This window comes from Enterococcus sp. ZJ1622 (assembly GCF_011038845.1).
Taxonomy (GTDB): Bacteria; Bacillota; Bacilli; order Lactobacillales; family Enterococcaceae; genus Enterococcus_B.
Genome location: NZ_JAAKDW010000010.1, coordinates 72,408 through 92,220, shown reverse-complemented (window position 1 = coordinate 92,220; position 19,813 = coordinate 72,408). Strand labels below are relative to the sequence as shown.

Annotated in this window: 28 protein-coding genes; 20 read left to right on the top strand and 8 right to left on the bottom strand. The window is 40.5% G+C overall.

Annotated elements, in window-relative coordinates; all coding sequences use genetic code 11:
- Window positions 1–100: 100 nt before the first annotated feature.
- The 3 genes from G7Y42_RS10825 to G7Y42_RS10815 form a co-directional block, all read right to left on the bottom strand.
- The gene (locus G7Y42_RS10825) at window positions 101–316 is read right to left on the bottom strand and encodes a DUF378 domain-containing protein (protein ID WP_165006022.1); all 216 of its coding nucleotides are present in this window, start codon (window positions 314–316) and stop codon (window positions 101–103) included.
- 218 nt (window positions 317–534) lie between these two features.
- Window positions 535–1,056, bottom strand: a complete 522-nt coding sequence (locus G7Y42_RS10820; protein ID WP_165006021.1) for a hypothetical protein — start codon at window positions 1,054–1,056, stop codon at window positions 535–537.
- A gap of 825 nt (window positions 1,057–1,881) precedes the next feature.
- Entirely contained in the window at window positions 1,882–2,730 is an 849-nt protein-coding gene (locus G7Y42_RS10815) for a MurR/RpiR family transcriptional regulator (RefSeq protein ID WP_165006020.1), read from the bottom strand.
- Between the two features lie 166 nt (window positions 2,731–2,896).
- On the opposite strand from G7Y42_RS10815, the gene gnd reads away from it, so the two are divergent.
- From gnd to uxuA, 7 genes are all read left to right on the top strand, one after another.
- Window positions 2,897–3,793, top strand: coding sequence for a phosphogluconate dehydrogenase (NAD(+)-dependent, decarboxylating) (gnd, locus tag G7Y42_RS10810; RefSeq protein ID WP_165006019.1), 897 nt, complete (start codon window positions 2,897–2,899; stop codon window positions 3,791–3,793).
- A gap of 223 nt (window positions 3,794–4,016) precedes the next feature.
- A complete protein-coding gene (locus G7Y42_RS10805) occupies window positions 4,017–4,853 on the top strand; it encodes a PTS sugar transporter subunit IIC (RefSeq protein WP_165006018.1) in 837 nt (278 codons plus the stop codon).
- A 17-nt stretch (window positions 4,854–4,870) separates the two neighbouring features.
- The gene (locus G7Y42_RS10800; RefSeq protein WP_165006017.1) at window positions 4,871–5,728 is read left to right on the top strand and encodes a PTS system mannose/fructose/sorbose family transporter subunit IID; all 858 of its coding nucleotides are present in this window, start codon (window positions 4,871–4,873) and stop codon (window positions 5,726–5,728) included.
- A 22-nt stretch (window positions 5,729–5,750) separates the two neighbouring features.
- The gene (locus tag G7Y42_RS10795; RefSeq protein WP_165006016.1) at window positions 5,751–6,257 is read left to right on the top strand and encodes a PTS sugar transporter subunit IIB; all 507 of its coding nucleotides are present in this window, start codon (window positions 5,751–5,753) and stop codon (window positions 6,255–6,257) included.
- 54 nt (window positions 6,258–6,311) lie between these two features.
- Window positions 6,312–7,184, top strand: a complete 873-nt coding sequence (locus tag G7Y42_RS10790; protein ID WP_165006015.1) for a hypothetical protein — start codon at window positions 6,312–6,314, stop codon at window positions 7,182–7,184.
- Window positions 7,185–7,200: 16 nt separating this feature from the next.
- Window positions 7,201–7,644 (top strand): PTS sugar transporter subunit IIA, encoded by a 444-nt coding sequence (locus tag G7Y42_RS10785; RefSeq protein ID WP_165006014.1) that lies wholly within the window; start codon window positions 7,201–7,203, stop codon window positions 7,642–7,644.
- Window positions 7,645–7,660: 16 nt separating this feature from the next.
- Window positions 7,661–8,737 (top strand): mannonate dehydratase, encoded by a 1,077-nt coding sequence (gene uxuA, locus G7Y42_RS10780; RefSeq protein WP_165006013.1) that lies wholly within the window; start codon window positions 7,661–7,663, stop codon window positions 8,735–8,737.
- Between the two features lie 61 nt (window positions 8,738–8,798).
- On the opposite strand, the gene G7Y42_RS10775 is transcribed toward uxuA, so the two are convergent.
- From G7Y42_RS10775 to G7Y42_RS10755, 5 genes are all read right to left on the bottom strand, one after another.
- A complete protein-coding gene (locus tag G7Y42_RS10775) occupies window positions 8,799–9,236 on the bottom strand; it encodes a PH domain-containing protein (RefSeq protein ID WP_165006012.1) in 438 nt (145 codons plus the stop codon).
- A gap of 129 nt (window positions 9,237–9,365) precedes the next feature.
- Window positions 9,366–10,112, bottom strand: coding sequence for an Ltp family lipoprotein (locus G7Y42_RS10770; RefSeq protein ID WP_165006011.1), 747 nt, complete (start codon window positions 10,110–10,112; stop codon window positions 9,366–9,368).
- Between the two features lie 476 nt (window positions 10,113–10,588).
- A complete protein-coding gene (locus tag G7Y42_RS10765; protein WP_165006010.1) occupies window positions 10,589–10,738 on the bottom strand; it encodes a hypothetical protein in 150 nt (49 codons plus the stop codon).
- Window positions 10,739–10,932: 194 nt separating this feature from the next.
- Window positions 10,933–11,361, bottom strand: coding sequence for an ImmA/IrrE family metallo-endopeptidase (locus G7Y42_RS10760; RefSeq protein ID WP_165006009.1), 429 nt, complete (start codon window positions 11,359–11,361; stop codon window positions 10,933–10,935).
- A 5-nt stretch (window positions 11,362–11,366) separates the two neighbouring features.
- Window positions 11,367–11,738, bottom strand: a complete 372-nt coding sequence (locus G7Y42_RS10755) for a helix-turn-helix transcriptional regulator (protein ID WP_165006008.1) — start codon at window positions 11,736–11,738, stop codon at window positions 11,367–11,369.
- A 149-nt stretch (window positions 11,739–11,887) separates the two neighbouring features.
- Here G7Y42_RS10755 and G7Y42_RS10750 point away from each other — a divergent pair, with 149 nt between their 5' ends.
- The 13 genes from G7Y42_RS10750 to G7Y42_RS10690 all read left to right on the top strand — a co-directional run bounded on the left by G7Y42_RS10750 (window position 11,888) and on the right by G7Y42_RS10690 (window position 19,800).
- Window positions 11,888–12,049 (top strand): hypothetical protein, encoded by a 162-nt coding sequence (locus tag G7Y42_RS10750; RefSeq protein ID WP_165006007.1) that lies wholly within the window; start codon window positions 11,888–11,890, stop codon window positions 12,047–12,049.
- Window positions 12,050–12,090: 41 nt separating this feature from the next.
- Window positions 12,091–12,408 carry a hypothetical protein gene (locus G7Y42_RS10745; protein ID WP_165006006.1) on the top strand — a complete coding sequence of 106 codons (318 nt, stop codon included), beginning with the start codon at window positions 12,091–12,093 and terminating at the stop codon, window positions 12,406–12,408.
- Between the two features lie 229 nt (window positions 12,409–12,637).
- Entirely contained in the window at window positions 12,638–13,894 is a 1,257-nt protein-coding gene (locus G7Y42_RS10740) for a hypothetical protein (RefSeq protein WP_165006005.1), read from the top strand.
- Window positions 13,895–13,906: 12 nt separating this feature from the next.
- Window positions 13,907–15,322, top strand: coding sequence for a phage portal protein (locus G7Y42_RS10735; protein WP_165006004.1), 1,416 nt, complete (start codon window positions 13,907–13,909; stop codon window positions 15,320–15,322).
- A 92-nt stretch (window positions 15,323–15,414) separates the two neighbouring features.
- Window positions 15,415–15,972 (top strand): scaffolding protein, encoded by a 558-nt coding sequence (locus G7Y42_RS10730; RefSeq protein ID WP_165006003.1) that lies wholly within the window; start codon window positions 15,415–15,417, stop codon window positions 15,970–15,972.
- A gap of 15 nt (window positions 15,973–15,987) precedes the next feature.
- A complete protein-coding gene (locus tag G7Y42_RS10725) occupies window positions 15,988–16,836 on the top strand; it encodes a capsid protein (protein ID WP_165006002.1) in 849 nt (282 codons plus the stop codon).
- A gap of 113 nt (window positions 16,837–16,949) precedes the next feature.
- Window positions 16,950–17,117, top strand: coding sequence for a hypothetical protein (locus tag G7Y42_RS15010; RefSeq protein ID WP_241161949.1), 168 nt, complete (start codon window positions 16,950–16,952; stop codon window positions 17,115–17,117).
- Window positions 17,118–17,142: 25 nt separating this feature from the next.
- Window positions 17,143–17,676: a hypothetical protein gene (locus G7Y42_RS10715; RefSeq protein ID WP_165038190.1), complete on the top strand. Its 534-nt coding sequence runs from the start codon at window positions 17,143–17,145 to the stop codon at window positions 17,674–17,676.
- The gene (locus tag G7Y42_RS10710; RefSeq protein WP_165006000.1) at window positions 17,676–18,011 is read left to right on the top strand and encodes a head-tail adaptor protein; all 336 of its coding nucleotides are present in this window, start codon (window positions 17,676–17,678) and stop codon (window positions 18,009–18,011) included. The genes G7Y42_RS10715 and G7Y42_RS10710 overlap by 1 nt, the downstream gene beginning before the upstream one ends.
- Window positions 18,001–18,411: an HK97-gp10 family putative phage morphogenesis protein gene (locus tag G7Y42_RS10705; protein WP_165005999.1), complete on the top strand. Its 411-nt coding sequence runs from the start codon at window positions 18,001–18,003 to the stop codon at window positions 18,409–18,411. Before G7Y42_RS10710 ends, G7Y42_RS10705 begins: the two co-directional genes overlap by 11 nt.
- On the top strand, window positions 18,412–18,795 hold the full coding sequence (locus G7Y42_RS10700) for a hypothetical protein (RefSeq protein ID WP_165005998.1): 384 nt from the start codon (window positions 18,412–18,414) through the stop codon (window positions 18,793–18,795).
- The gene (locus G7Y42_RS10695; protein ID WP_165005997.1) at window positions 18,782–19,384 is read left to right on the top strand and encodes a hypothetical protein; all 603 of its coding nucleotides are present in this window, start codon (window positions 18,782–18,784) and stop codon (window positions 19,382–19,384) included. Before G7Y42_RS10700 ends, G7Y42_RS10695 begins: the two co-directional genes overlap by 14 nt.
- 23 nt (window positions 19,385–19,407) lie before the next feature.
- Entirely contained in the window at window positions 19,408–19,800 is a 393-nt protein-coding gene (locus G7Y42_RS10690; RefSeq protein ID WP_165005996.1) for a hypothetical protein, read from the top strand.
- Window positions 19,801–19,813: the final 13 nt, after the last annotated feature.

The following is a 19,813-nucleotide window of genomic DNA, read 5'->3' as shown; positions in this document are numbered from 1 at the left end:
TAGGTAGAGAGTCGTTGGAACACTGTTTATTCGAAAAAGAGGAGCTGCAACAAGACTTTTGTCACAGCTCCTCTAAAGAAAAACTAATAATTATAGCTTTCTAATATTTATCTTCTACTCGACGTGTAATAAGCGGAAAGAATTTTAAGCAATAAATAGCACATAGTCCAACGATGACGTAAATGACTTTCGCAAAGATTGTAGTTGGTCCGCCAGCAATCGTTGCTACAAGATCAAACTCGAACAATCCTACCAATAACCAATTCAGTCCTCCTACAATAAGTAGAGTTAACGCAATAGCATCTAAAGTTTTCATGAGAATTCTCCTTTCTAATATTATAAAATAATTATATATCAAAAAGAAAAACTACGCATATATAACGCTCATGATTTTTTCTAATATAGAAAAACGAAAGAATCATGGAATGAATATAGTTGACAGTGTAGGTAAGAGAAAGGCGATTTTACAATTCAAATAAATGTAACACATGAATCATTGGTTCGCTTTTTTTCTATTCCTAAGCTGATTTTAGCTTAATCTCCATTCAATACTTGTTGTAAGGCGCGTTCGATGATCTCTTCGTGTTCCGGATGTTCGGTTTCAAGACGTGTTGCTTCAGCGGTCGCTGCGCTATTAGGCGACTGAACAGATTGTTTCACGTTAGGGTCTTCGATTGTAGAGATATAGTAAGCCTGATTTTGCCATGCAGCCTTGATGGATTGATAATAAGATGCCTCTAATTGAGAGGTATCAGCGGTACTTTCCGCAGGTGCAGACGATTCGGATGACGAGCTAGGTGCCTCTACCGTCGTTTGTGGCGTAGTTTGGGTAGCTTCTTGTGTACTTTGGACCGCAGATTCAGTGAAAGACGTACTTGTCTCGTTAGACATTGGGGTCGACGTACTAGATGCTGTTTCAGATACAGTAGTCGATGATGATTCCGCTGTGGATGTTTCAGTAGTAGAACGGCTTGCGGCAGTCTGCTTAGAAGGAGAGCCGCAGGCGGAAAACAATAAAATGACACTTAAAAGACTTGCAAAAAGAATTTTTTTCATTTCAAGACCTCCTTGATTCGTTTTCATTATCATACGATATAATGATCAATAACACAAAAAGAATAGGCTTATCGATTATTTTATAAGACAGGCAAGAATAAAATGATGTCCAAAACAGCATATGTCTAGACCAATGTTTCAAAATATAATAAAATAAAAGCAACAAAAAAAGTTTAAGATACTCCCCAAACGAATTCCCCCAAAATTCGCAGTATCTTAAACTTTTTTTTTATTACACTAAAATAATAGCAATTATGAAATAAAATTACAAAGAAAAACTAGAAAAAAGTAGGGAGTAGACGATAAGTAAAGAAATTTTTTACTTTTTTGTAAAAATTGAGTGTTTTAGATAAAAAATAAGAAAAAAAGCGAAGAAGAAAAATGGTAATTTGAACATGTCATCGTATCCATCCGCTATTCTAGCTTGACTTATCCCATCCTTAGTAGTTCAGAACATGCACAATCTCATTTGAGGATACGATGACGATTTTTTTTAGCACTCCACGTTCTAGATGGAAGTAAGTAGACTTCATGAAATTTGAAAGCACCTTTTTTTATTTTCTCTCTTTGGCATTCAAAAATAGAAAAACAGAAAAAAATCTTTTTGTTTTTTGATCTATAATAAATTTGTCATCGTATCAGTAATTAAAATTATTTTGCTGACACAACCTTCTCCAAAAGTACGTCCGGCGATACGATGACATTTCCATAGCCAAGTCAGGATAACCGACTGACCATTGTCTGGAAAGGGCACCAAAAAAGACCTGTTCCTAAAAATAGGAAAGGTCTTTTTTGGTATGTTTTTATGCATCGACTACTGGATGATTATTCTTTGATTTCTGCTATCGTTTTTCGAACTTTTGAGATCGAACGACGTGATTCCTTCTCATTGTAAAACATCAAAATGACATAGAGTGAATCTAGGATGCTTAACTGAGAAATACGTGAAGCCAGGGCTTCTGAACGGAATTCTGTTTCTTCTGAGATAGACAAAAAAACGATATCGCCAAGCTTGGCAAGCGGAGAACTGGATTGGCTAGTGATCACTATGATTGTAGCGCCAACTTTTTTGATTGTTTCAGCGATATGGATCGTTTCTTTCGATCTTCCTGTGTGAGAAATCAAAATAGCACAGTCTTTCTTAGTCAGTAAAGCAGCTTCCATCAGTTGGATATGATAATCCGAGCTGTGGAAAACAGCGATAGGAGAGCGGAGAAATTTATGGTACGCATCAGTAGCGACGATTTCGGAACCTCCTACACCAAAAAAATAAAGCCGTTCGGAGTGATTGATCACGGAAGCAGCTTTTTTCAAATCATCTTGCTGCAGTAGTTTTTTCGTATCGTGGAGCGTTGAGATATTTGATTCGAACACTTTTTGAGCCATGATCAACTCGGTATCGTTTTTTTCGACATTCTCATGGATGGCAATCGCAGAAAAGTCGTTTTCTTGGATAAGCATCGCCATTTTGAAATCTTTGAATCCGTTATAACCTAATTTTTTCGTGAATTGAAAAAAAGTCGAATCGGCTATTCCTAACTCTTTTGACAGATTACTGATAGGGCTGTGGCTGACTTTGCCAGGATTTTCCAGAATATAATCGGCGATCGTTTGCTCTTTTGGGCTAAGATCGTCATACATTGTTTTGATTTTTAATCGAATAGAGACAGTCATGCAAAGACCTCCTTTACTTCTTGAGTCTACTATTTTTTTTACTTCCAATAAAGTCCAAGATACATTGGAATGAGAAAAAATACAAATAAAAAATATTTTTGTTAAATCTATTTACAAAAAAATATTTTTTTGTATAATGAGGGTATAAAGAAATGGAGGCGCTATCATGGAGGTTGGAATCATTGGTCTTGGGAAAATGGGAATGAATCTGGCATTGAATTTGAAGGAACACCATTATCAGGTAAAAGGGATGGATGTCAATCCTTCAGTGGTCGATCAGGCCGTTTCAAATGGAATCTCTTCGTTCCATAAGCTGCCTGACTTGATCGATTCTTTTGAGGGGACAAGAATCATCTGGTTGATGCTACCAGCTGGAGAAATCACAGAAATGATGCTGGGGGAATTACGACCGTTATTAGAAGCAGGAGATATCGTGATAGAAGGGGGGAATTCGCATTACAAAGATTCGATCCGCCGTGCTGCAGTTTTTCAAGAAAATGAAATCGGTTACTTGGATTGTGGGACGTCTGGCGGGATATCCGGGGCGCGTAGTCAAGCTTGTCTGATGATAGGAGGAAAACAAGAGATTTTCGAATCGGTTGAACAGTTGTTCAAAGATACTTCTGCTGAGAATGGGTATCTTTATGCAGGAGCTTCTGGAAGCGGGCACTATTTGAAAATGGTCCATAACGGGATCGAATATGGGATGATGCAAGCAATCGGAGAAGGTTTCCAATTGATCCAGGAAAGTGATTATTCATTCGATCTGGAAAAAGTAGCCCGTGTGTGGAACAACGGGTCTGTTATTCGGAGCTGGCTGATGGAGATCATGGAAGAACAATTCAAACAGCAGCCGAATCTTGAAGAATACAAAGGGGTCGCTGCTTCTTCCGGAGAAGCGCAGTGGACTGTCGAAACAGCATTGGAACAAGGAACAGCAGTGCCTGTCATTGCTTTGAGTTTGTTCATGAGGAATTTATCTCAAGAAGAGGACAGTTTTTCATTAAAAGTAGTCTCAGCACTTCGAAATGGCTTTGGGGGACATGAGATAGTCAAAAAATAAGGAAGTGGAAAATGAAAAAGGGTATACCCACTTCTAACGGCTGTAGTAAAGATCCTCGAAACGTGTTGTATAAGCGTTTATTGTGTATTGAAAAGTTACTGGTTCAGCAGATTGAGTTTATTTATAAAAAAGTCCGCTTGATTTGATCAAGGTGACTAAGCACTTATTATTAGCTTCGATCGATGGATCAGAGATGTAGAAGAAAGGTTAAGAGGGAGGACTTATGGAAACATTAAGTGTCGTACAAAGTTTACTGATTGCTTTATGGGTAGCTGCAATCATGTCTCGCTGGCTTGGAGGCGGGGCAACGCTGACCCTGCGTTTTTCACCTTTGATGACTGGTTTGGTGGTAGGACTGGTCATGGGAAATGTCTCGCAGGCGATGATCGTGACAGCGGCCTTGCAGATGATTTATATGGGGGTCTTTTCTCCCGGTGGTTCGATGCCGGCAGAGCCTTCCATTGCCGCAGCTATTGCTGTACCAGTCGCACTGATGGGAGATTTAAATCCAGAAGCAGCGATCGCAGTAGCTGTACCAGTAGGATTATTAGGCAGTTATTTATATCAGTTCCGCTTTTTCATCAATACGTTTTTAGGGAAATACACGGACAAAGCGGTAGAGGATCTGGATTCGAAAGGGATTTCCCGGTCGATCATCCTTTATCCGACGATCGCTTCGTTCATTTTATTCGTTCCGTTAGTATTCGTAGCCTTATATCTAGGCGCACCTTTGATCGCAGATGTCATCACGGCACTTGAAGGCACGGTGGTCATCCACATTTTAGAAGTAGTAGGAGGGGGACTTGCGGCAATCGGGATTGCAACAACGGTGTATGTCATCGGGCGAAAAGATTACATGGTTTTCTTCTTCCTTGCGTACTTTATGAGTGTGGTATTCAAATCGTTGGAAATCACGATGGTTACGTATGCTGTTTTCGGTGTCATCTTTGCACTGATCTTTGTTCAGTCCCAAAAAGGAAAACAGGTGCAGACGGCAAGCGTGAATTCGGCTGGCAATGCTTCGATGGAAGATGATGACGATTATGATGATGGCTTTTAATTTTAGGAGGGGAAGAAATGACTGAAGCAGTAAAGAACAGCGATCGATCACCCGAAGAGATCACAAAAAAAGATGTCACGAAGGCGTACTTGAGATGGCATTTTGCCAACGAGATCCCGCATTCATTCGAACGATATCTGGCACCATCGCTCTTGTATGCCATGATGCCTATTTTGAAAAAGCTATACAAAGAAGAGGACGAACTGAAAGCAGCTTACAAACGGCAGCTGCTATTCTTCAATACACAATTAAGCTGGGGCGGTGGCGTGATCACCGGGTTGATGTCATCGATGGAACAGCAACGTGCAGAAGAAGAATATGAGAAAAAAGAAATCTTGATGCAAGATGATCTGATGTACAACACAAAAGCTGGGCTGATGGGCGCTTTAGCCGGGATCGGTGATGCGATTGACTCAGGGACTGTCCAATATATTTTCATTGCTATCGCAGTTCCATGGGCACAACAAGGAAGCGCGCTTGGTGCGATTTTTCCATTCATCTGCTTTGCGCTTTACCAAGCAGTACTAGGTGTGTTTTTTGCTCGTCAGGCATTTACGATGGGAAGAAATGCGACTGGACTGATGCAAAGTACAGGTGTACAGTCGGCGATTGAAACGTTATCTGTACTCGGGCTTTTCATGATGGGGGTCTTGGCAGGAAATTATGTGAAGGTAGAATCCACGTTGAAATTCGCGATCTCAGGTAGAGAATTTGTGATCCAGGAAATCTTGGACCAGATCGTTCCGGGGCTCTTGCCTCTTGCAGTTGTCATGGGTGTTTACTGGTTCTATACGAAAAAGGGTCTGAAGGTGACCCAAGCATTGCTGTGGTTGACAGGTATTTTGATCGTATTAGCCGGAATCGGTATTTTATAAAAAAGAAAAGGATGTGTGAGTGATGGGTGTAGTAAATCTAGCGCGAGTGGATGAGCGATTGATCCACGGACAAGTCATGGTTACTTTATCACAAAAAAATGGAGTGAATTCGATTTTTGTCGTAGACGAGGTGGTAGCGAAGGATAAATTCATGCGGGATCTTTATAAAAACGCGGGAAGTCGTACCGGACAGAAAACGATTGTCATTACGCCAGACAAAGCAAAATTCTATTGGGATGAATATCAGTTTAAAGACTATAACTGTATCTTGATTGCAAAAACAGTATCAGTGATCTACGAACTGGTAAAACACGGGATTCCCATGAAAGAACTGAATATCGGAGGGATCGCTCAAAAAGACCCTGAAAAAGATATCCTAGTAACGAAATCTGTTTATTTAAATCAAACAGATGCAGAAAAGTTAAAGGAACTCAACGAATCCTATGGCGTTGAAAACATTTATTTCCAAGCAACGCCTTCTGCACCGAAAACAAGCTTAAAAGAGGTATTGGGCCGTTTCGGCTTGTAAGATCACACGGAAATAATAATCTTAGAACCAATGGAGATGAAAGGAAGATTCCACATGCAGAAAGATGAAAAATTTCAAGACTGGTTATTCCGCTATAGTTTTGTCTATCGGACCAGAAGAACGAAGAAAAATAAACAGCGATTTCTTTCTGCTTTGTTCACGGACCTTTATGCCATACGCGAGGATGTGAATGTTGTCGCTTATAACTATGCGAATTACCATTCAAGAAATGTCTACGTGGGGGACATTGAGAATGCAGATAAAATCATCTGTACTTATTACGACACTCCTCTGAAGCATATAGGGAAGTATCGATTTTTCGATCGAAAAGGACAGCGGAACCAGACACTTTTTTCACTTATACTCGGAATCGTTCTTTTGATCTCAGCAGGTATCATTGGGACGGTCATTTATATGAGGAGCAGTCGATCGGATATGGCATTCTTTTCTACGCAAACGATCCTTTTTGCCTGTTTGTTCGGCATTTACTTCTACTTTTTTGGGAAAACAGCTCGAGGATTATCCAATAAGCAGACCGCAGTAAGAAACACGTCTTCCATTTTGACGATGTTGAAAATGATCGATCGTCTTGAAGATCCTTCCATTGCTTATGCCTTTATTGATGAAGGCTGTTATGGCGATGAAGGGCTGCAAGTGATCAGAGACTCGGCCAAAAAGACTTGCCAGTTCTTTTTTCTAGATTCAGTAGGAGCGAATGCCCCGCTTCGATATGAAGGCAATTATTTTTCAGAGAAAGAAGATCAAACAGCAAACAATAAGAAAGGTCTGCCAGTCAATCGGATCAATTATATCTATAGCGCAAGGGTCGATGAACAGACGCACGCATATTATCTGTCAAAGAAAGACTTGAAACGAAAATCGATGGATCTTGGTCATATGGAAGAGATACTCGAACTATTCAGTTGACGGAAAGGAGAAACAAATGATAGGAATCGTTATTGCCACACATGGCGAATTGAGTACAGGCTTAAAAGATGCAGCAGAAGTGATTCTCGGAACAGCAAGCCAGATCGAAACCATCCAGTTGAAACAAGGAGAGGATGTCCAGAAACTGGGAGAGAAACTCAAAGAAAAGATACAACAGACAGCTCAAGGTGAAGGTGTGATCGTATTTGCTGACATGCTTAGTGCTAGCCCCTACAATCAGTCGCTTTTAGCTTCAAATGAATTGAGTGAAGAACTCGAAGAAGCTATTTATGTGATCAGTGGCGTCAATCTGCCGATGCTGATAGAAGCGATCAATCACCAGCTGCTGCATTCGCCGATCGAAGAAGCAGTTCAGCAGATTTCAGCCCAAGGGACAGCGAGTGTCAGTGTCTGGCAGAATCAGGCTGAAGAGGAAGAGGAGCTTGAAGAAGAATTTTAAGAAAGAGGCGGAGAAAATGAAATGGGGTTTTAGATGGTATGGTGAAAAAGGTGACTCGATCCCGCTAGAAAATATCCGGCAGATCCCAGGCATCAATGGGATCATCGGGACATTGCTGACAAAGATGCCAGGAGATGTGTGGGAAATCGCAGAAATACAAGAACTGAAAGAGTCGATCGAGCAGCAGGGATTAGAACTTCTAGGGATAGAAAGTGTTGCGATACATGACGCGATCAAAGCAGGAACAAAGGACAGAGATTTCTATATCGATCACTATATCCAAACGATCAAGAATCTGTCGAGATGCGGCGTTCATCTGATCTGCTATAGTTTCAAACCGATATTCGGCTGGGCGAAGACTGATCTTTTTTATCAGAATCAAGATGGCAGCTTCTCGCTGATGTACGATCAGCAAGTAGTAGAGAAAATGGCACCTGGTGAGATGTACCAATTGATCCATAGTCAGTCAAAAGGGTTCAAACTACCAGGGTGGGAAGAAGAACGACTAAAAAAATTCAATTCGCTGATCGAGCTGTACGATGGGGTCACAGAAGAGAAGTTATTCGAAAATCTGACTTATTTTCTAAGAAAAATCATTCCTGTCTGTGAAGAAATGGACGTGAAAATGGCTATCCATCCAGATGATCCACCATGGGAGATCTTTGGGTTGCCCCGCATCACGAAAAATTTGACGGATCTAAAAAGAATCCTGACTGCTGTTGATTCTCCATACAACGGTCTGACTTTCTGTACAGGTTCACTAGGAGCAGATCCGAAAAACGATTTGGTTGAAATGATCCGAGAGGTGGGGGACAGAATCAATTTTGTCCATTTCAGGAATGTCCTTTTCCTAGGCGATCGAAAGTTCAAAGAAACCGCTCATTTATCATCGGAAGGCTCCCTAGATATGTATGCCATCATGAAGGCGCTAGTAGAATCCGGGTTTGATGGACCGATCCGGCCAGATCATGGTCGTACGATTTGGGGAGAAGTGGCGATGCCAGGTTATGGACTATATGACAGAGCATTGGGGATTGCTTATCTCCAGGGACTTTATGAGGCGGTTAAAGTACAAAACCAAAACAGAGCATAGTGATAGATAAAAAAATTGCGAGACAGTGTCGATCAACTGTTTCGCAAATTTTTTGTGTTCTTTAATGGTTGATTCTTTCTCTATTCGTCATACTGACGTTTCCTAGATAGCGGTATAAAGGAAGAATGTCTGTTTTTTTCGGAAATTCGAATTTATGCGTCAGATGGCTTTCGTTATTCGAACGTTGGAATACATTAGTCAGATAAGTGATTGTAATTTCACTGTCGTCTAATCCCGTGCCGGCCGTCTCCATTTCCACTTCTACGATCGAATCGAGATGGATGGAACGAAAAGCAGTTTTTTTGCCTGTTGCGCCTTGTTTGTCTACAAAAATGATCCGATGGTTCGTGAAGATCAGGGCATCTCTGATTAATTGATACCCCATAGTGATCTCTTCGTTGTCAAATAAATAACCGCCATATTCCTGTGTCAATTCTTGGGGCGTTTTTTCTGAATAATTCCCTAAAGCGCCTTGAACGATGTTTCCGAATAATGCCATTTTTTTACCCTCCATTTAAAAGTCATTTTATTTGTCTACACTGCATCGATTGCTGGATAAGAAGATAGAAAAATAGAAGATAGCCGATTCTTATAGATAACCGGCTTCTTCGTTTTTCATAGTAAGAAATTACTCATTCAGATGCTGAACTGCATAATCAGCTTCTTCAGGTGTGAATTGTTCACCAGCTGCTGAAGTCAGTTGATCCCTGATCGCATCAGGTGACATCGACATTTGTTCTTGATAACTCTTTGCTTTAGCCAAAGCATTCTTATTATAATCAGCTTTTAGATTGTCGATTGCGTATTGTGCTTCTTCCGCAGTAAAACGTTCACCTGCTTCTGAAGTCAGCTGATCGAAAATTCCTTGTTTAGACATGTTCATCGTATCAGAGTAGCTTTCTGCTTTAGCCAAAGCGTTCGCGTTCCAATCAGTAGACAGATTGTCAATCGCATATTGAGCAGCTTCGGGAGCAAAACTTTCTCCATATTCTGAAGTCAATTGATCGTATACGCCTTGTTTGGACATATGCATCGTTTTAGCATAAGATTTTCCTTTGTTCAAAGCTGATTTATATTCAGTTGGAACCTTCTCGACTGTTTCTACAGTCGTGGAAACAGTTGTTTCGGATTTGACTGTTTCAGAAACTGAACTAACTGAACTTTCAGGAACTGTGCTTGCAGTGCTTGTATCAGTATTTTTGACTTTAGCTGTTTCATTTTCTTTGTCTTTTGACGCGGCGCCTTTTTCCTCGCCATTCAAAGACCCGCCGATTGCGATGACCACAATCACTAGTACCCAAAACCAAACTTTTTTATAGAAAGGTTTCTTTACTTTATAATACTTTCCATCTTCCCCTAACACTTTTTTACCCATTTTTGCCTCCAAAATAAAATAAATTTGCTCCCACTTGATGGCAGGTAGGAGTAGTCGCCAAAATGTTCGAGAGAAGCGATGGATAAGATGTTTATTTTCTATCTTTTGAAAAGTTATATAAATAGGAGCTGGGTGTTCAAGTATGTATCAAAAAAATAAATGATTCTTCAGTCTATGTGTTGTTCTTCACTTTTTCAGATATAGATCAATTCTGATATAGATGCGCTTTCAGAAATTTATTATAACACTTATATATAGGAGCTAACAATTGTTTTTTTTGCTTTTTTATGTGGATAAAAGATATTTTTTAGTTGATAAATTGTTATTTTTGGTTAACAGAGGCAGATTTCCAAAGCATTCTAGATAAAATGGCGGGAAAAAGAGGGGCAGAAGACACAAAAAACACCTACTGTTTCGTCCAGCAGGTGCTTTCAAAGAGTATCAGAACTGCAATCGTTCATGTGAGAGTTTCACTCCTATGCGGATTTTTTCAATTCTTGAACTGCTTGTTCGATCGTTACGCCTGTCGCTACACGATTAGAATCTTTTTTGTCAAAAACGATAAATAGATTCAGATCTGTATTCAAGGTTACACGATACTGTAATTCTTTGTTATAGAATGTCATAGTCATTCTCCTTTCTTTGTTTCATAACGAAAGGCAACGAGATGTTGATAACGAAATTCCAAATACTAGTATACCACAAAGCTCAACATATCTCTAATTAAGAATTGTTTAAGCAAAGGAACAAAGAATGATAGGGATAAAACAAAGTGAGATAGTATAACGATTATTGTCTGACAAATAACAGATAAAGCGACTTAAATCAGAAATCGATACGAAGAATCTGGAAGTCCATAAAGATTTCTCAATTCATCTACTTTTCTAGGATAGGTCTGATAGTCTTCTTTATATAAAGAGACGATCAGGTTTGTTGCAAAGCAGTTTGCTTCACTTTCAGATTTGCTTCGTGATTTTTGATTCGACACATAGTAGCTTGACATCCCTTGATGGAAAAGGGCATGTCCAAGCTCATGCGCGCATACATAAAAACGTTCCTCACTGAATTTCAGCGCTTCATTGAGAAAAATGATCGGCCGACCTAAGACCTCTTGAAACTGCCCCTTTGGATTTTCTAAAAAAGGGACATACATGATTTCAATACCTAATTTTTCGCAGATAGCAAAAGGGTTAGCGGTTTCAAATCTGCGCCTGATAGTTGCGACTAATTCGATCGTATCCATTTCCATAATTATCACATCTCTTTGTCTTTATCCTGCTTGCGTATCTTCCAGAAGATACCGGTCAAGACGTCCTTTACTCGTTGTTTTTCTTCTTCAGTCAGATTCTCACCATTGAATGCCATATTGACATTGGAATCCAATAGCTTGTCCAATTCAACTAAATCATCTTTATCGGCCCAATCAGGTGTTTGGTTCGCACCTAGCAGATAATCAGTCGTTACATCAAATAGTTCAGCCAGACGTTGAAGAATAGCGAAGTCCGGTTCTCTTTTCCCGCTCTCATACGCGGTATAAGCAGGTCGGGTAATACCTAGGTGAGTAGCAACCTCTTGTTGTGTTAATTTTTTTTTCAGCCGTAGTTCCTTAATTCTTTGAGGAAACATCTCGACACCTACTTTCCATTAATATTGTAACACAGTGTTACTTAACAAAAAACTAAAATGAATGTATCTAATCGTTACTTTTCGTTTGACAAGTAACTAATCGTTACATATAATCGATATGTAACGTTACGACACATAAAGGGGTGTTTATGACTACAATGACAAAAGAAGAAAAAATAGCCTTTCTTTTAAGTATCATGCCTCGATTCAATGATTTGATTCTACGAGCAACTGAAAATCAGCTTGATCTTTTGATGGAAGAAGCAAAATGGAAAATGGATACTCACTTTATAAATACTCCATTTAGCTGAATTCACACGAGAAATAAAAACAAGAAAATAGAGGTGGAAGAATGGGAAAATCGATAAATGCGGAAAACGAAGCACTGATGCAACAAATCATGAAATTGACTTATGACGAGAAGTGGGAAGAAGATGAGAAAGTCGTTACCGAAGTCACCCGTTTGGGAAAAAAATTATGGGCACAGACGAAAGACAACAGACGAAGCGCTAAAATCATTGGTGTATATTGGAAAGAAAAAATCATCGCAAAGGGAACTTCTAAAGAAATTGCAGGAGTTGTCGACTATACACCTGGTACTGTGAATACTTTCGCAAGAACAAAGCGTAATGACCCAAAAGGACGGCAGTACCGTTATTTGGAATTATGAGAGACTCTATCTTTTTTTCGAATAAAGGGAAATAAATGGGAGATAAAGGAGAAGGCCCCCATGCAATAATGATATTGTCGAAAAATAAAGAGCAGCACACACGAATCAATGATGATCGAACTGGTGCCGAGCTCATTGTTTTTCAATTTATCTAAATGAGGTGATGAGACGATAAAGAAAGAAAATCTAGTTAAAAAGAAAAAATACTTTTTCAAAGCAGTGATCGTTCATGAATGAAGAACAGAAAAAATTGCTCATGCGAATCGAAGGTACGCCCATCGAATTTGCCCGATCAACTGGATTTGCCGATTTGGAGAAAATACACAATGAATGGTTAAGAGCCTTTTTATTCGATACAGAAGACTTGACTCTGCTAGCACATCGAGGATCTTACAAAACAACGACACTCGCAGTAGCGATTGCTTTGCTCCTTGTTCTTCTCCCGAATAAAATGATCCTTTTCTTAAGGAAAACCGATAAGGATGTGACAGAGATCATCCTTCAAGTAGCAAGGATCCTACAAAGCCCGACTTTTCGAGAGATTGTCGAAAAGCTGTACGGTATCCAGCTGGTCATCCGGAAAGGGACCTCGACAGAAATCGATACGAATTTGAAAACAGCCATCAAAGGAACTTCTCAACTCGTCGGTATGGGCATCGGCGCATCATTAACTGGGAAACATGCAGATATTATCATCACTGATGATATCGTCAATATCAAAGATCGGATCAGTCGGGCAGAACGTGAACGAACGAAGCTACAGTATCAGGAATTACAAAATGTCAAGAACCGTGGCGGACGCTTCATCAATACTGGCACGCCTTGGCACAAGGAAGACGCGATCAGCATGATGCCGAATATCCAGCGATTCGATTGCTATCAGACTGGATTGATCGATATGAAACAGCGACAGCAACTACAGCAGGTGATGTCTCCTTCCTTATTTGCTGCAAACTATGAATTGAAACATATCGCAGACGAAGAATCCTTATTTTCCAGTCCAGAATACACGGACGAACGTTCCTTGATCTATCACGGATTTGCCCATATAGATGCTTCGTATGGCGGTGAAGACAGCACAGCATTCACTATTTTTAAAGAACAAAAAGATGGCTGTATCATCGGTTATGGAAAAAAATGGAAAAAACATGTGGATGATTGTCTCAGTGAAATCATCGCCACACAAGCCCATTATCGAGCGGGGACGATCTACGTGGAAACGAATGGCGACAAGGGTTACTTGGCGAAACAGTTACGTCAGAAAGGGCAGCTGGTCAGCGAATATCATGAATCAATGAATAAATTCCTCAAAATCTCTACTTATTTGAGAAAACATTGGAACCAGATAAAGTGGCTGGAAGAGACCGACCCCGAATATCTTTCGGAAATACTGGACTATACAGAAAATGCCGAACATGATGATTGCGCGGACAGCGCAGCAAGCTTGATCCAGAAGTTAAAAAATACAACCAAGTGGTTATACTAAGGAGGTGAGATCATGAATGCCTTATTGAGCGATGATCCAGTAATGATCGCTAGCGGATTGAAACAGGCGATTCAAGCGGACAGCCATTCTTCGAAAAAAAGAGAAGCCAGAGAAGGTGTCCGCTATTACGAACATGAGAATGATATTCTGAATAATCGGATCTTTTATATCGATGATGAAGGTAACTTCAAAGAAGACAGGTTTGCTTCGAATATCCGTATCCCTCATGGCTTTTTTCCTGAAATCGTGGATCAGAAGACGCAGTATCTTCTGGCTAATCCAGTGGAATACGATACAACTGATGAAACACTGAAAAAATACCTGAGAGAATATTACGATCCTGACTTTCAACTCATACTCCAAGAACTGATCGAAGGTGCGAGTCAAAAAGGATCCGAATATGTTTTTGCACGGACGAATGCGCAAGACCGTATCTGTTTCCAAATCGCCGATAGCCTTTGTGTGTTCGGGATCTATGATGAGGAAAATCAATTACAGCGTATTTGCCGCTATTATGATACAGAAGTCGAAAGAGAAGGGAAACGTGAAATCCTGCATCATGCTGAAATCTGGACAGATCAGGTCGTTTATTTTTTTGAGGCAGAAAACACGAAAAGTTTCAAATTGGAGCCGTCAGAGCTTAATCCAAGGCCACATGTTCTGGCAGTAGATACTCAAACAGGAACTCTGCTGCAACGAAGTTATGGTCAGATTCCTTTCTACCGTTTGTCGAATAACAAAAAAGAAACCACTGATTTGAAGCCAATCAAAGCGCTGATTGATGATTATGACTTGATGAATTGTTTCTTGTCCAATAATTTGCAGGACTTTGCGGAAGCAATCTATGTCGTATCTGGTTTCCAGGGAGATGATTTATCTAAACTACGTCAGAATGTGAAAGCTAAGAAAGTCGTGGGTACTGGATCTGATGGCGGACTGGATATCAAAACAGTCACGATCCCTACAGAAGGTCGGAAGACGAAAATGGACATCGACAAAGAAAACATCTACAAATTCGGGATGGCGTTCGATTCGACTCAAGTCGGCGATGGCAATATCACAAATATCGTTATCAAAGCGCGCTACACACTGCTGAATATGAAAGCAAACAAAACAGAAGCACGACTACATGCCATGCTTGAATGGATGAACAAGCTCGTTATTGAGGACATCAATCGCCGATTCAATAAATCCTATGATCCGAAAGAGGTTTCTTTCACTTTCACACGTGAAGTCATGGTCAACGAGAATGATCTGGTTGCAAACGAAAAGACCGAGGCAGAAACGAAGCAGATCATCATTAATTCAATCATGCAGATTGCCCCTCGTTTAGATGATGCGACCGTCCTCAAATTGATCTGTGAACAGTTTGATTTGGATTGGGAAGAAATGCAGGTATCTTTACAAGGCTCTTCTGATTCACTGTGAATAACGTGTCTTGGACAGGACGATAAACTGTCTGGCATATCAAAAAAACTCTAAGCGGAAGCGACCGCTATACAAATGCTATGGAGGCAAACATGGAATGGATTCGCAAGATTTTGATCAAACATACCGATGAAGATGGAATGATCGACCTAGAACAGGCAAATAAAGAGATTGACAAACAATTTCCTGTAAATGCTGTTCCTAAAGATCAGTACAACCATATAGCGAAACAATTGACGGAAACAACCGAAGCTTTCGAATCGGTAAAGAACCAGATGACTGAACATCCGGATGTTCAAAAAGAATTGACAGCTCTTCAGGAAAAATATGCTCGTTCCATTGAAGAAAACAAAGAAATGAGAATCAGCTTGCAGACAACACAGGCACTTCGAGCAAGAAACGTGAAAGACCTTGATTACGTACTTTTTAAATTAGGAAAATTAGAATTGGGCGAAGACGGACAAGTCAAAGAACTTGAAGAAAAAATCAACGAGCTGCAGGCATCTTTACCTGAACATTTTTCGACAGAAGAACATCACAACGAAAAAACAACTCAAACGGGGTACCAGATCATGGATAATAAGCTGCCAACTGGTACAGCGTCGGCAGCGTATGATCCATTTGCTGAGATCTTGGCCAAATATAATTAACTGGAGGAAAAATCAATGACCACAAAAATCTATTCAAAACAATTCAAAGAATTACTACCTGTCTTGTTTAAAGCAAAATCTTATTTTCTGAATTCTTTCGGAGGGACGTTAGAAGTCCTTGATGGTGTATCAAACAGTGCGAAAGCATTCACAGTGAAAGTTTCCGATATGGATGTTGTCGTAAATGATTATGACAAGACCAAATCGCTCACTGGAGGGCGCTTGGGCGAAATGAATGAAATTATCGCTCAAGACATCGATGTGGATTATGAAGCGGCTAAAGCGATCAATGAAGGGGCTGATATCGGTAATCTAAATGATGGTCTAGAACAGACAGTCGCTGAAAGACAGGAAAAACAAGGTGCATCGATCATTCGTCTGATTGACGCAGCGTTGGGAGCAAAACTATCAGAAAATGCGGGGAAAGTACTCGAACTTGTTGCCATAGATGAGACAAGTGTGATCAAAATGTTCAATGATGCTTCGGCAGCTTTTGCAAATAATGAAGTAGATCCTGATGTTGCAAAACGTGCGTATGTCACACCCGATATTTATAATTTTCTCATTGACAACAATTTGGCGAAGACCGATAAAAATGCGCAAGTAAATATCAGTGACAATACTCTTTATAAATTCAAAGGGTTTTTCTTGATTGAGACGCCGACCGCACGTTTCGTTGAAGATGAAGTCGCTTATTTTTCTGCCGATGGAATCGGAAAACCGTTTACCGGTTTCAATGAATATCGCGTGCTGACTGAAGTGCCTGAATTCTTTGGTGTGGCGATGCAATCCTTAGTAAAATACGGTTCATACATCCCAGAGACGAATAAAAAGGCGATCGTCAAAGCAATAAAAAAAGTCTAGCGCCTACAGCAGAAGGCATTATTGCCAGTCAAAAAACATGGACCGCTAAAGTAGGCGATACTAAAAACTTTACCATTTCGACTATCCCGGTTGATGCAGTAAATGCTGAAACAGTGATCGGAAATACTGTGGGGACATCTAGCGACGAGACGATCGCTTCTATTTCAAAAGAAGGCGAATCTTTTACTGGAACGATCCATGCTCCTGGGACTGCTGTATTTACTTTTGTATCAGGAACATTCCGTACGGAGATAACAGTGACCGGCCAAGACATCCGCTAGTTTGGATAATGAAAGGAGCGAAACGATGATTATCCCATTAGAAGAAGCGCAAAAGATCGATCCTGCTATAGAGCAGAGAGAATTAGACGCCTATGAACAAATGATTCGTCAGTTAAGCAACAATCCGTTCCAGAATATCTACATCCGTTACAAACACCTCACATTTTCTGATAAATCGATTCTTTTGGTCAGCGCACCAGAAGGCCTTCGTGCAGGAGATACGATCCAGATCAGCGGCTCAAGACAAAATGACGGTCTGACCACAATCCTGTCAATCAAGGACAAAACGATCGAAACAACTGTTAAAGAACCATTTTTTGATGGTTCTTTTTTTGATGCATTCTTGACGAAAATCGAGTATCCGCCAGATATCCGTTACGGAGTGGAAGAACTGATCAAATACAACCAACAGATGCGTACGAAAATAGGGATCAAATCAGAATCGATTGCACGCATGACGATTACTTATGATGATCGGAGCACAGCAGAGACAGTGGATGGCTTCCCTATTGCAAAGTTCAACTTTCTTAACAAATATAAAAAAATGAGGTGGGGCTGATGTATAGAACGCAACGATTTCGTATCCAACAACTATCAGAGCAAATCCCAGATCATATAGGCGGGCTGAGCGATAGCTGGGAGGAATATGCGGTGATTGACGGTTACCTGGATTTTTTGTCAGGAGATGACGGTCAACTCATGCAAAATGCCTTTGTCGAAGAGTCGACCCATATCGTAGTGACTACTGAATACACAGCTGGTATCACAAATGCGATGAAGCTTATAGACGAAGAGAATCGATGGTACGAGATCACACTAGCAGATGATCCACTTAACTTGCATCATCATAATGAACTGTATCTGAAGTTTAGCGGGGATCGTTATGAAAAGTGATTTTCAGTTTATCAGCAGAAAAGAAACAGTGACTGATCTGATTGCTTCTGCTACCGCCTCGGCTGCAACAGAAGCGTTGGAAGTAGTCAAGGATGCGGCGAAAAAGAATCTGGGAAGCGAGCATCGAGCCATAGGTAATCACCTTGTTTCTGATGTCCGGTTAACGGATGCAATGGTTGTTGGAAAACTGGGGTCCCAAGATCAAGAAGCGCCACTCGTCGAATTCGGAACAGGTGAACCTATCAGCAAAAATGCGCATAAAACCAAGAGTGACTCAGAAGAAGCAACAAACGTAACAGAAGCCTCCCCTTTTTTGAGGCCTGCTTTCCGCCAAAACAAGCAAGTGATCCAACAATTGCTGGATGAGGAATACAACACGAAGTTTAATGGAGGAGGATAAATGGAAGGATTATTGATCGAGCTGACACAGATCCTGCAAGGGATAGATACAGAAATCTTCTTCGAGATGAATAAACGAAAGAATATCATCTATCCTTACGGCACATTCAATCTCGATTCTGAACCGATCAGACGCAACCAGGATGGCTTTTATCTCGATATCGATCTGTTTGATCGGGATGATTCATTTTTGAATCTACTGAATTTAGAAGAGAAACTAAAGACAGCACTTGATTATCAACGGATTTTAACGCCTGCTTTGAATCTTTCGTTCCGCTTTGAAGGATCAGCAAAAGTGCCAACAGGTGACGAACAATTGAAAAGAAGGAACGTCCGCTTTTATATAGCGGTCGATTGGAGGTTAATAAACTATGGGATTGATTAAAACAGGTTACACAGAAAAAACTGCAGAGAATTTCATTATTGATTCAGCGACAGTGTTCACTGATTTCAGATATGACACAGAAACCAAAGAATTTACAGGAACACCGATGGGCGCCACTAGCGGCGGTGTAGAATTCAATTCGGAGCTTTCTTATCGAAAAGTAGAAGTAGATGGCACTTACGTCATGGATGTTGTCGGCTTGAATGTATTAGAGTCTGCAACTGCCTCGATCAAGGCGAACCTGATTGAACTGACCGCAGAAAATTTGCGGCGCTCGATCAATGGCACTCTTGCCTCGACTACTGAAGAAGAGGCGCCGGAAGGATATATGATCATCAAACCAAAGCGTTATTTGAGTGAAGGAGATTATATTTCTTCTTTGGCGATCGCCGGTATCCATAATGGAACGAAGCAGCCGGTCATCGTTGTCATCGACCAAGGTTTGGTCAAAAGCGGACTGGCTTTGAAAACAGAGGATAACAAAGAAGCAGTGATCGAACAGGAAATCACTGCGAATGCAACCTATGAACAATTAGCCAAAGACGAGTTTCCGTGGCGTATCTATTATCCAAGTACAACAACAGCATAAAAAGCAAATGGAGGAGAATGATCATGAGAATGGAAATGCGAGAATTAAAAGGTGAGGATCTGTTTTCTTTATTATCGATTATCGGAAAACTGGATGTCAAAGATGAATTCGTGAAAATATTTGAAAAAAACCCGACAGCTTCTGCTCAAACAGACGATCCGAAACTGAACAAACAAGTTGAAAAAGAGGCGCAGAAACGTGGCATGGAAATGGCAGCCTCTATGCTCCAAAAAACATTGCTGAATCTAAAGAACGTGAAATCTGATATCAATGAACTATTAGCAGAGTTGACCAAGACAGGGGTCTCGGACATTTCAGCTTTGGGATTGAAAGAATATACGACATTGATCATTCAATTTTTCAAGAAACCGGAGCTTTCCGATTTTTTCTCATCTATCGCTTCCTTATTGAACTGACAGACGGCGAACT